Below are 11,820 nucleotides of genomic sequence, written 5' to 3'. Positions count from 1 at the left end.
AGGGAGTCCCTATGAACAGGGGACTCCCGCACTAATTAATTAACTAAGATTAATTACACTAAGACGTTTTTATCTACTCGCGCAAATGCTGCCACGAGATCTTCTTTTAAATCTGCTATATCCTCAAGACCTACAGAAAGACGTATTAAATCTTTAGTCACGCCTGTGCTTACTTGATCCTCATCACTAAGCTGTTGATGGGTTGTACTTGCAGGGTGAATTATAAGCGATTTACTATCTCCTATATTTGCTAGCAGTGAGAAAAGTTTAGTTTCATTTGAGATTGTTTTTGCACTCTCAAAACCTCCTTTTACACCAAAGGTCACAATTCCGCTCTGTCCTTTAGGCAAATATTGTTTTGCAAGGTCGTTGTACTTACTAGAAGCAAGACCTGGATAATTTACCCATGCCACCTCATCACGAGTTTGCAACCACTCTGCAAGTTCAAGGGCATTTTTTGAATGTTTCTGTAACCTAAGTTCTAGTGTTTCTAGACCTTGTAAGATTTGGAATGCATTAAATGGACTCAAAGCGGCACCATGATCACGCAATCCTTCTATACGCACTTTTGCAATAAACGATGCTTCCTTAATCACATCCCAGTAAACTAAGCCATGATATCCTGCGGAAGGCTCTGTAAATTCTGGGAACTTACCATTACTCCAATCAAATTTACCTGCATCTATAATAACTCCGCCTAGTGCGGTACCGTTACCGTTTATATACTTTGTAAGTGAGTGAATCACGATATCTGCACCGTGCTCGATAGGGTTGAGTAGCGCTGGTGTTGCTACGGTGTTATCTACAATGAAAGGGACTTTGTGCGCTTTCGCGAAAGCGGAAATACCTTTTAAATCTAATACGTCAAGCTTAGGATTACCTAATGACTCTACAAAGAAAGCTCTCGTATTTTCTTGGGCTGCCTTCTCAAAATTTTGAGGATCTGAAGGATCTACAAAAGTGGTTGTAATCCCAAAACGTGGTAATGTCACACTCAGAAGATTCCATGTGCCTCCGTAAAGACTACTAGAAGCTACAATGTGATCTCCCTGCTTTAGTAACGTAAGTAATGTAGTGTTAATTGCCGCAGTTCCTGAGGCGGTCACGACGGCTGCTAGTCCGCCCTCTATCTCTGTAAGGCGTTTTTCCAGCACGTCATTTGTAGGGTTATTGAGACGTGTGTAAATAAAACCTGGCTCAGACAGGTTAAATAGGTTTGCTGCATGGTCTGCATCTTTAAAAACATAAGCCGTGCTCTGGTAGATAGGCACCGCTCGAGTTCCTCCATTTGCTGCATAATCGTGTCCTGCGTGCAACGCTTTGGTTGCCAATTTTTGTGTACTCATTTTTCTCTTTTTTGTCCCAGTACTACTAGGATTAATTTTAGCGATTCACTTCGTGTGAACGGATTAAAAACAAAAGCCAAATATTTCCAATACGAACCCTTATCTCAAGGTCGAGGAAATGTTTAAAGAAAAATATTATAAGAAAAAACATAAGCACATACCCGTGAGGTACTTGCTCGATGTTATCTATCCTCAAGTTTCGGTAATGAGCGATTCTTGGGTAGAATGTAGCACCTTCTTTCTAAATGAAAGGGTTGCTAAGGCTTCATAGGGTCATTCCCTCAGCCTTTCTTGATAACATTTATTCTGTTCATTATTCCGCTTTCGCGAAAATCTGAACTGTCATTGAACTTTGTGAGCACAAATATTGTAAAAACAATTGTACAAAAGCAAACTTTTTAGAATATTTTTCTAAAAAGTTTTATAAAAATCATTCTTTCAGTAAAATATTCAGTCTTAATAATTTTTACAGTATAATATTCTAATTGAGATAGTGAGACGTTTAAATTTGCCATCTCAATTTTCACAAAACAATAACATAACCCTACTAAATTGGTAGGATAATGGATTGTTTATATTATTAAAGTTTCTTTACCTTTGTGGCATAATTACGAGGACAGATTTGACTGCTTGCAACCTCATTAAAAAATGGCTAAAATCAAACATAAGACTTTAACGTTTCTTATGTTATGTTTCTACCCAGCACACGTCAAATCTACTTCTTGACAAAAAATTAAAAAATGGCTTATTTATTTACCTCAGAATCTGTTTCTGAAGGACACCCAGATAAAGTTGCAGATCAGATTTCTGATGCGCTTATTGATAATTTCCTCGCTTTTGATCCCCAATCTAAAGTTGCTTGCGAAACCCTAGTTACCACTGGACAAGTAGTACTTGCTGGTGAAGTGAGATCTAGTGCTTACTTAGATGTTCAAAAAATCGCTCGTGAGACCATTAATAAAATAGGTTATACGAAAGGTGAATACATGTTTGACGGAAACTCTTGTGGTGTATTATCTGCCATACACGAGCAGTCTGACGATATTAATCGTGGTGTAGATCGCGATACTAAGGAAGAGCAAGGAGCAGGAGATCAAGGAATGATGTTTGGCTACGCTACTAAGGAGACAGAAAACTTTATGCCACTGGCACTTGAGCTTTCTCATAAATTACTTATTGAACTAGGTAACCTACGTCGTGAAGATGACGAGATTACTTATTTACGCCCAGACGCAAAAGCGCAGGTGACTATAGAATATAGTGATGAAAACGTACCTCAACGTATTGACGCTATTGTAGTTTCTACACAGCATGATGATTTTGATGAAGACGAGGCAATGCTAGGTCGCATACGTGGAGATATTCAAGATATTTTAATACCTCGCGTAGTAGGTTTATTACCAGAAAATATTGCAAACCTTTTTAATGATGATATTAAGTATCACATTAACCCAACTGGGAAGTTTGTAATAGGTGGACCTCACGGAGATACTGGTCTTACAGGTCGTAAGATTATTGTAGATACTTATGGTGGTAAAGGAGCTCACGGAGGTGGTGCTTTTTCTGGAAAAGATCCATCAAAAGTAGATCGCTCTGCTGCCTATGCAACACGTCATATTGCAAAAAACCTCGTTGCTGCAGGAGTTGCAGATGAGATTCTTGTGCAAGTTTCTTATGCTATTGGTGTTGTAGAGCCTATGGGAATCTTTGTAGACACATACGGTACTTCTAAAGTAAACTTATCTGATGGTGAGATTGCAAAAAAAGTTACTGCACTATTTGACATGAGACCAGCTGCTATTGAAAGCAGGTTAAAGCTACGTTCTCCTATGTATAGCGAGACTGCTGCTTACGGACACATGGGACGCACAAACGAAGTAGTTACAAAAATCTTCAAGAGCTTTGACGGTAAAGAAAAGGATATCGAAGTAGAATTATTTACTTGGGAAAAACTTGATTATGTAGAGAAAGTAAAAGAAGCTTTCAACCTATAATTGACTTATATATGTTTAAAAAAGGGAGCCTAGCGGCTCCCTTTTTTTGTGTTGTACATTATAACATTAGGGACGTAGGTCGTTTTATTATCACTCATATGTGCTCACTGTTATGCGATTTCTCGATAGGCTCGAAATGACAACTGCCACTCGATTATAATTACTGAGGCTTTCTTACTGTTATGTGATTTCTCGACAGGCTCGAAATGACAGATGTTTAATTACTCGAATACGATTTTATCTACTTCAATCTCAAAATCTGTAGCAGCTTTTGTGTTTGAGATCAGTCCGAGGCGAATGATTGATGCTAGATCATCTTTGTCTGGGTGACCTTCCAAAGGTTCACCAAGTCTATATGTTCCAAAATCTGAAAGATTGTAAGTGACAGTTTTCCACTCACCTTCCGTTATCGGTAAATTGATTTTATAATTCGGTCTCCAGAATCTTTTGTACTTATTGAGCGTAAGTGCAAAGTCTTGCCCTGTAGATTTGTATCGAACAGTTACTGCGGTATATCGCGATAAGTCATAAGATTGATACGGAGTTCTTAAGGATGCGAAACCTCCATTATTCTCAAGACTTACGCTTCCGCGAAAGATGATACTTTCTGCAGATTGCTCCACCTCTCCTGTAGATAATCCTCCCATAACACCGTCCAGAACGACGAACCAGTCGTCACAATTATCACAAGAGGTTCCAAAATTAAAAGACAAAGGAGAGGTAATCATAGCTGTTGTAATTAATAGGGCTAAGAGATATTTCATAGCTTTTTTTTTATAAAGTTACGCTTTCGCGAAAGCTTAATCCTTCAATTTAAAAGACTTTTAACGAGCTAGATAGCCACAAGCCTTAGCATACTCGTTATAAATTATACTTCACCGTAAACATTGCGATTCTGGGCTGCACAAAATACTCTGTATTTGAGATTGTAAAATCATTTACATTGTTACTTGAAATGGTATCAACATTCAAGAGATTTGTAGCCTGTATACGGAACTCCCACTGACTATCTGGTTTCTGGTAATACAAGTTTGCTTCTAGAAAAGAGTACATGTTATCTATCTCTGTACTATCATCATTATCATCATAATTATACAAACTCCAGTCTGCACCTATTGTAAATCCTTTACCTAAATTCCACTCTGCATTTGCAAAAGGTCTGTTTGTAAAGAATGTTCTATCTGTCACACCATTATCAGAGTTTGTGCTTGTAAAGTTGTAGCCAATTTCAAAATTTGGCGCTTCTTTGAAGTTAGTCTCTGCGCTCGTTGTATAATTCTGCGTTAAGTTTTTTGTATTTCTATCCTCACCATTAATAATGTTATTAAGGTCACTGTAGCTTCCACTTGCACTCACGTTAAGTTTCCACTTCTTAAAACGTTTTGAGAAACGTGCATTTGCACTTAATGTCTCATCTGCAAAGTTTGTGTTGTTTACTGGACTAGCTACTTGGTTTATCCCTACAAAGGACCCAGAAGTCTTGATAGGATCTACTCTGCGAGAATAATTTACTCCTCCAAAGAGACTCGTAAAGTTGAACATGCTAAAGCTAAAGTAATTGATACTTGCATTGTGATAGATAGCATTTTCTATCTCTCTATTACCACGATACAAACTGTTGTAGTTATTAAACAATAAGCCTTCGGCAAAATTATTTACGTCTGTATACTGAGCAGTCATTTGGTAATTTACACGTAAGCTTTTTCCTTGAGAAAAATCTAATACCGTAAATAAGTCTGGCAGTAGTCTCACATCACTATCTTCTGTTGTTGTGCCTAGTTGCTCACTCTTTGTTGTATAATTGTGCAATGTTAATCCCGGAGTAATTGTAAAAATTCCCGTTTTAAGTTTATAGTGAAGTCCTACAAACACATCACTAAAGTTAAATGCAACATCATTACCTATGATAGTACCATCCAGTGTCTCGGTAAGATCATCTACTGTTCCGGTTTCTAATATTTGAAATAAGTTAGAATTAAAGTCTTGGCGACTTAAGGTTGTTCCAGCAGTTATATTAATGTTGCTCTTTTTATTAAGAATGTAGTAGTAATCTAATTTTGCATCCAGCTTATTGGTTTTAATATTTTTATTTTGGTTGATATCAAAAAGACCATTTGCGCCAAGCATAAAATCGATAGCGCTTATTTCATTTGTCATATCTGCTGGGTCAGGAGCGGTAAATGGCTCCTGAGAAAGCGTAGCGTTATAAAACGGATCTTCATCTTGATATAGATGCTGGATAGTTCCTGAGAATATGTTGTTCTCATCAAGTGTGTAATATAGATTTACATTTTGATTGATAGAAAATGGCTCATTCTCCTTGTCTTGATCTACCACATCCTCTTGTACAGCACCATCGCGTGTTACGATACTAGTACCGTCTGAAAATTCTGTTTGCTTAGACTTTTTTACGAGCACATCATAATCAAACTGTAAGTTTGCATTAGGCTTATATACAGAACTCATTTTTGCCATACCTAACTGGTTACGCTGATCTGTACTCTCGTTGAAACCTTGTGTAAATCCTTGGTTTATAAATGTATTTAGTGAGTTATTTACAAAGTTTGTCTTGTTATCTGAAAGTAACGCAAGACCGCTTATATCCCATTTTGGATTTATTGTATAAGTGAAGTTGGCCGCTGCAAAACCCGTTTCAATTTCGTTTGCTCGATTGTTCTGTGTGGTAAGGAATCCTAATCCGCTATCACTTACATTAAAAGAAGTCCCTCCTCGCTGATTAAAATTTCTAAAACCTCCGGTAAAATTAAAGTAGTCTCTAAATGTAAATGGAACCTCTCCAGTATTATTGAAATCTGTTATGATATTGATACTTCCCTTAGGGCTGTAATAAAATAGCTTTGCTTTTCCTAAATATCTAAATTTCTCTCCATCACCAGCTCCTGCTGTAAGATCTCCAAACCAGAAATTTGTTTTTCCTTCCTTAAGCTTAATATTAATCGCCACATTATCTTGATCATTACCTAGACCTCTCATTTGAGATACCTCATTATAGTTTTTAAGAACCTCAACCTTCTTAAGTGCATCTGCAGGGATGTTTTTGGTGGCAAGTTTAGAGTCACCATCAAAAAAATCTTTTCCTTCTATCATCACTTTAGAAACCACCTTCCCTTCTACCTCTATCTGGCCGTCATCATTTACTTCAATCCCTGGAAGTTTTTTAAGTACATCGCCTAGTTTTCGCTCTGTTCCATTTGTAAAACTATCCGTATTATAGACAATGGTATCACCTTTAATGGTAACTGGCATTTCATAGACTAACTCCACATTATCCAGTTGATTAGGATCTTCCTTCAGTGTAAAATCTTTAGTAATATCTTGAGCATCCTGAGCAACGTTTATTTCTTCATTTACAGATTGCAACCCTAAGTAACTTACTTTAATATCATAGGTAATTCCCGTGGTAAGATCAAGACGGTAGCGTCCTGATGCATCGGTTATCCCATAAGATTCAAGTGTCCCTTCGGCTTTATTTGTAGCGATGATGTTTGCTAATTCAAGTGGAGACCCTATTGAATCTTTTACGACGCCTCTAAGCGTTATAGACTGGGCAAAGAGCGTCAAGGGTAATGCGAGAAGCATTACCAAAATTATTTTTTTTAGTATCATTTGGATTGGTTGGATTAGTCACACCTGTTATCAAGAGATATTAGGTATGATTATTATATTGATTGATGTTATTGTTTGCTCGCTTTCATTTTTTGATAAGCTCCGTATAAACTTCAACAAACTGAACGCTTACTTAGTTTAAAAACGTCTTCCTCCATGCTGCCCTCTTCTATTACCTCCGCCAAAACGTTCTGCCATTTCTTTGGCTTTTTCTTCAACGATGGCTTGGTATTCCTCTCTACTCACTTTTTTACCTTTTACGGGCGGCTCGATAGCAATAGGCTCCTTAGGATTAAGTACCACTTTTGTACAAAGGATAGTCGTATTGTTTGTGCTAAGCTCTAAAATGAGTCCTGGTAAACCACCAAACTCATCTGGTCCGTGACTCGCAGGGATCATAGGTGTGTACCAAGCAACTATAGTTTCTGACTTAGGTTCCTCTTCTGCTAATTCAATGTCGCTTTTTGTACTAGCAGTAGCAGTAATATCTTCTTTTTTCTCACGATCTCTCTGTCCTTGTCTCGCTCCTCTTCCCATGCGGCTCCACATGTTCTGCTCGATATTTCTAGTCGCTACCGCCTTAAATACTGGATATTGCCCTATTACTTTACTCTCTTTTACGAGCTCCCAGTTTAAATTGTTTAAGGTGTCTTTTACTAAGAAAATCTTACCCATCATATCATTTTCACGAGCGTAATCATTTGATGCACGGTTAGAGTATATACCTCCTTGTGTAAAACCTCCACCAAAACCACGTCCACCTCCACCTTGTCCAGGCGATTGAAGTTGTTCTTCTTCCTTATAGTAAGACTCGTCTTTATTAAAGCTCAGTGTATATTCCTTTTCCAAAAAGCTTTTCATGCGCTCTGCAATCTCTTTTTTACGAGCTTCTGACAGTTGCTGTCCACCACGATTAAAGCGTGACATATCTATCGTAGTTTTGGTTTGGTAAGTTGCAACACCTTCTATTTTCTGTGCTTGAACGGCTGTACTTATTGTAAGTGTCACAAATACAATACACAACCACTGGGATATTTTAAGAGTCATATTTCTAATTATTTATACTTTAGACTTTTAAAGAAGCTCATAGTTTGACGGGTATTCAAATTTTAAGAAAATTTTAAGAACTCTAGTTGCGTATGATTTCTGTGGTTGTAAACACGCGACTTCCATTTTTACCTCTTTCACCTCCGTGACGTTCCATCATTTCATCCATTTTTTCTTCTTGAATCTTATTAAATTCATCTTGGGTAACCTCTTTACCTTTTTCTGGCAGTACTATTTGCACTCCCTTTTTTGGGTTCAAAACTACTTTTGTACACATAAGTGAGAATTTACCATCACTCACTTCTAGTATTAAGCCAGGTAATCCCCAGTACTCATCTGGACCATGATTTACAGGTATATCTAGCGTGTACCATGCGGTGATTGTTCTCGTCTTTGTAACAGATTCTTCCTCCTCTCCTGTCTCTTCATTAAAAGATGGCTGCTCATATTCTTCTGAGATGGTAGCTTTAAAACAAGTGTATACTCCTATGTTTTTAATTTCTTTTTCAAGCACCCATTTCAATTTAGGTAGCGAGTCGTTCACTAAAAACTCCTTCCCCATAATCTCACTTTCCTTTAATAATTTTTGCTCCGTTGTATTGTGATATGTGATGCCTTTGGCTCCAGAAATTGAGACTGTAATCCCATTAGTAGATGGCGCAGGAGCAGCGAGACTTTCTTCTTGTTGGTAAGTAGATTCTGCGCCTACAAAGGCAAGTGTATATTCTTTTTGAAACTGTTTTCTCATCTGAGCTTGTAATTGCTTTTGTATTTCGGTGCTCATTCCATTGTTCTTATCATTATTCATTTTAAAGTCAAAAGATCGTTGTGATTGATAAGTTGCTATTCCTGAGAGTTGTTGTGAGTACGCTTTCGCGAAAGCAAAAACAGTAACCAGTATAGTAATAATAAGTGATTTCATAATTGAATGTTTTTTGATTGATATGATTTATTGATGGTTCAAATATCTGAAAATAAATAAGGTACCAACGTTAACTACCGTTAACGAGTGTTAACCGATTTGTTTAAGAACTCCTTATAAAGCATCTTTGAGACATGAAAGACAAGAGGTACTCTTATATCATCTATTTTATTGTTACCGTAATCACGCTTACGCTAGCCATCCAATTGTATTGGAATTACAAAAACTATGAGGCTGGAAAAGTACAGCTTGTGCGTGATGTGCAAATAGGCCTTGATCTAGCGGTAGACCAATATTATGAGGAACTAGCTGCACAAAACACCATAGGTATTTTCTCAAAGTACGAAGAAGGCTCAGGGGATTATCTTGAATCTGAGAGCTTTAAAGATTTTCTAAGAAAGAAAACGGATACCAGCGTTCTGAGCATTGAACATATACAGATAGAAAATAATCTGGACAGCTTAGGTCTTCTTACGATAGAAGGGGCTCATCCAGAAAAAATAGATTCTATAATACAAAGCCAGCAGCAACAGGCACTTACCAAGCACTTTGAATCAAATAGCGCAAACACCTCAACATTTGTCATTAATGGAAGCTCAAATAAAGACACTTTAAAAAACAACAGTAATATGTTGCAGCGATTCTTTACAAAGCAACGCCTTAAAACAGATAGTGTCGCGAGGTATGACACACTAGCCTCTGGAGAATTAAAGTTGCGCGATAGAAAAAACGCTCTAGAAACACTTACCTCTAAAATAGTTATATCATTTAACGATGACACCATTGACATAAAAAAATTAGATACACTTGTAAAACAGCAATTACTGACATTAGGAATAGATCGCGCTGCGCATAGTCTTACATATAGCCCAAAGGGAGACACCATCTCACGCCCCATTTCAGGGGTTCCCAAAAACCTCAGCCCTACCTATGATTTTAATGTAGTTGCAAATTCAAAATTACTCCCAGCAGAAAGTATACTCTCTCTAGGCTTTAATGACATTACCACCATCATCTTAAAACGTAATCTGGCAGGCATAGTACTTTCGTTTATTCTAATCATAGCAGTAATTGCTAGCCTTCTCTATCTACTCAAAATTATACGAGAACAAAAACAACTCGCCGAGATTAAAAATGATTTTATAAGCAATATCACCCACGAGTTTAAAACACCTATAGCCACCATAAGCGCAGCTATTGAAGGCATACAGCATTTTAACAAAGAAAACGACAAAGAAAAAACAGAGAAATACCTTGCCATGTCTACCACACAGCTAGGTAAACTTAATACCATGGTGGAACGCATTCTAGACACCGCAACACTAGATAAAGAAGATTTATCGTTGAAAAAAGAGCGTTGCAACCTAGTGGAAGTGCTTGAACATTTGATTAAAAAATATAAAGAAATTGCACCTGACATTCCTATAACACTTAAAAGTTCAACATCTTCCATATGGGCTACGGTAGATGTTTTTCATCTAGAAAATGCTATTGATAATCTAGTAGATAATGCCACTAAATACGGTAAACCACCAGTAACCATAGCAATAAGTAATACAAATAGTAACATCCACTTGTCAATTACAGATACAGGAAAAGCACTTACAAAGGATCAAGCATCTCAATTATTTGAAAAGTTTTACCGTGTACCCAAAGGAAATACACATGATGTAAAAGGTTTTGGGATAGGACTATACTACACCAAAACTATTATTGAAAAACACAATGGCTCCATAGAGGTGTCTACTGTTCCACAAACTTCATTTAAAATTACAATTCCAGATGGCAACAAATAAACCTTATATCTTACTCGCAGAAGATGAGCCAGCACTAGGACTCATTGTAAAAGAAAGTCTGGAGAGTCGTGGCTTTAATGTAACACTCTGCACAGATGGTGTTCAAGCGATAAATCAATACCAACTTAAAAAGCCTGACATCTTAGTGCTCGATGTGATGATGCCTAAAAAGGATGGGTTTACTGTGGCAAAGGAGGTTCGTGAACAAGATGATGAGATTCCTATAATATTTCTCACTGCAAAGTCTCAAACGGCAGATGTGGTTGAGGGGTTTAGTATAGGTGGTAATGATTATCTCAAAAAACCTTTCAGCGTAGAAGAGCTTATTGTAAGAATTCAGAATTTACTACAACGTAAAACATTGCAACAAAAGGCTGAGGCTATAACCATCGGTAGTTATATTTTCGATTTCACAAGGCAAGAATTACGCTTTCGCGAAAGCGTACAAAAGTTAACCCACAGGGAGGCTCATTTACTATTTCATCTTCATAAAAATCGCAATGCCGTTCTAGACCGATCACTTATTCTTAAAAAATTATGGGGTGATGATGATTTCTTTTCTGCAAGAAGCATGGACGTCTTTATATCAAAACTTAGAAAAAAACTAAAGGACGACCCTACTATAGAAATCGTAAACGTACGTGGATACGGATATAAGCTCATCTGCTAGTGTGAAGGCTTTGCTTGAAACATATTTACTAGAAAAAAGGTGCCAATCTTACGAGCTCTAAACTTTGCCATCTCTGCCAGTTCGCCCTCATATAGCTCATCTACCGTTTGTACCCAGTGATTAAGCCATACACCAAAGTGTTGCTCATTTATAGTGTAGCCTTCATCCCTATCTACACGTTTGTGCGTTTGTAAAGGTCTTCCCGTAAAAATTTTTTTAAAGAATAAATTGCCTTCCCAAAAATCTGTAAGATGCTCAAAGTGGTGTGGCCAATCTGTAATGTGTTTATTAAAAATAGGTCCCAAATAAACATCACTACGTATGCGACCATAAAAAGTGGTTACAAGTGTATATACATCTTCTCTATTTTCAATCTCTTTTTTCACCTTACAAAGGTATTAACTATAACGGCTAGATT

General features: G+C 37.2%; 9 protein-coding genes and 1 riboswitch. Of the genes, 3 read left to right on the top strand and 6 right to left on the bottom strand.

The genetic code is table 11. The annotated features are described in order from the left end of the window. Positions 1-53: 53 nt before the first annotated feature. The gene (locus tag DCS32_RS08265) at positions 54-1,346 is read right to left on the bottom strand and encodes an O-acetylhomoserine aminocarboxypropyltransferase/cysteine synthase family protein (protein WP_108877841.1); all 1,293 of its coding nucleotides are present in this window, start codon (positions 1,344-1,346) and stop codon (positions 54-56) included. A 179-nt stretch (positions 1,347-1,525) separates the two neighbouring features. Further along, positions 1,526-1,647: riboswitch (SAM riboswitch) on the bottom strand. 439 nt (positions 1,648-2,086) lie between these two features. Between DCS32_RS08265 and metK the strand changes: the two genes are divergently transcribed. Next, positions 2,087-3,340 (top strand): methionine adenosyltransferase, encoded by a 1,254-nt coding sequence (metK, locus tag DCS32_RS08260; protein WP_108877840.1) that lies wholly within the window; start codon positions 2,087-2,089, stop codon positions 3,338-3,340. A 221-nt stretch (positions 3,341-3,561) separates the two neighbouring features. Here the strand turns inward: metK and DCS32_RS08255 are convergent, their stop codons facing one another. The 4 genes from DCS32_RS08255 to DCS32_RS08240 all read right to left on the bottom strand — a co-directional run bounded on the left by DCS32_RS08255 (position 3,562) and on the right by DCS32_RS08240 (position 8,936). Then, on the bottom strand, positions 3,562-4,104 hold the full coding sequence (locus DCS32_RS08255; protein ID WP_108877839.1) for a CIA30 family protein: 543 nt from the start codon (positions 4,102-4,104) through the stop codon (positions 3,562-3,564). 97 nt (positions 4,105-4,201) lie between these two features. Beyond that, entirely contained in the window at positions 4,202-6,940 is a 2,739-nt protein-coding gene (locus DCS32_RS08250; RefSeq protein WP_108877838.1) for a TonB-dependent receptor, read from the bottom strand. 165 nt (positions 6,941-7,105) lie between these two features. Next, entirely contained in the window at positions 7,106-8,014 is a 909-nt protein-coding gene (locus DCS32_RS08245) for a GLPGLI family protein (protein ID WP_108877837.1), read from the bottom strand. Positions 8,015-8,096: 82 nt separating this feature from the next. Next, positions 8,097-8,936, bottom strand: a complete 840-nt coding sequence (locus DCS32_RS08240) for a GLPGLI family protein (RefSeq protein ID WP_108877836.1) — start codon at positions 8,934-8,936, stop codon at positions 8,097-8,099. Between the two features lie 134 nt (positions 8,937-9,070). On the opposite strand from DCS32_RS08240, the gene DCS32_RS08235 reads away from it, so the two are divergent. Together DCS32_RS08235 and DCS32_RS08230 are read left to right on the top strand one after the other, a co-directional pair. After that, the gene (locus tag DCS32_RS08235; protein WP_108877835.1) at positions 9,071-10,732 is read left to right on the top strand and encodes a sensor histidine kinase; all 1,662 of its coding nucleotides are present in this window, start codon (positions 9,071-9,073) and stop codon (positions 10,730-10,732) included. After that, positions 10,719-11,402 carry a response regulator transcription factor gene (locus tag DCS32_RS08230; RefSeq protein ID WP_108877834.1) on the top strand — a complete coding sequence of 228 codons (684 nt, stop codon included), beginning with the start codon at positions 10,719-10,721 and terminating at the stop codon, positions 11,400-11,402. The genes DCS32_RS08235 and DCS32_RS08230 overlap by 14 nt, the downstream gene beginning before the upstream one ends. Here DCS32_RS08230 and DCS32_RS08225 read toward each other — a convergent pair. Beyond that, positions 11,399-11,788 carry a group III truncated hemoglobin gene (locus tag DCS32_RS08225; protein WP_108877833.1) on the bottom strand — a complete coding sequence of 130 codons (390 nt, stop codon included), beginning with the start codon at positions 11,786-11,788 and terminating at the stop codon, positions 11,399-11,401. The genes DCS32_RS08230 and DCS32_RS08225 overlap by 4 nt on opposite strands. Positions 11,789-11,820: the final 32 nt, after the last annotated feature.

Origin of the sequence: Dokdonia sp. Dokd-P16, from assembly GCF_003095655.1 — a bacterium.
Lineage (GTDB): Bacteria > Bacteroidota > Bacteroidia > Flavobacteriales > Flavobacteriaceae > Dokdonia.
The sequence above is the reverse complement of the archived record's forward strand: the minus strand, read 5'-3'. Positions and strand labels throughout refer to the sequence as shown.

Coding starts and splice junctions, on each gene's coding strand:
- DCS32_RS08265 (WP_108877841.1), bottom strand. CDS start 1,346: ATGAGTACACAAAAATTGGCAACCAAAGCGTTGCACGCAGGACACGAT.
- metK (WP_108877840.1), top strand. CDS start 2,087: ATGGCTTATTTATTTACCTCAGAATCTGTTTCTGAAGGACACCCAGAT.
- DCS32_RS08255 (WP_108877839.1), bottom strand. CDS start 4,104: ATGAAATATCTCTTAGCCCTATTAATTACAACAGCTATGATTACCTCT.
- DCS32_RS08250 (WP_108877838.1), bottom strand. CDS start 6,940: ATGCTTCTCGCATTACCCTTGACGCTCTTTGCCCAGTCTATAACGCTT.
- DCS32_RS08245 (WP_108877837.1), bottom strand. CDS start 8,014: ATGACTCTTAAAATATCCCAGTGGTTGTGTATTGTATTTGTGACACTT.
- DCS32_RS08240 (WP_108877836.1), bottom strand. CDS start 8,936: ATGAAATCACTTATTATTACTATACTGGTTACTGTTTTTGCTTTCGCG.
- DCS32_RS08235 (WP_108877835.1), top strand. CDS start 9,071: ATGAAAGACAAGAGGTACTCTTATATCATCTATTTTATTGTTACCGTA.
- DCS32_RS08230 (WP_108877834.1), top strand. CDS start 10,719: ATGGCAACAAATAAACCTTATATCTTACTCGCAGAAGATGAGCCAGCA.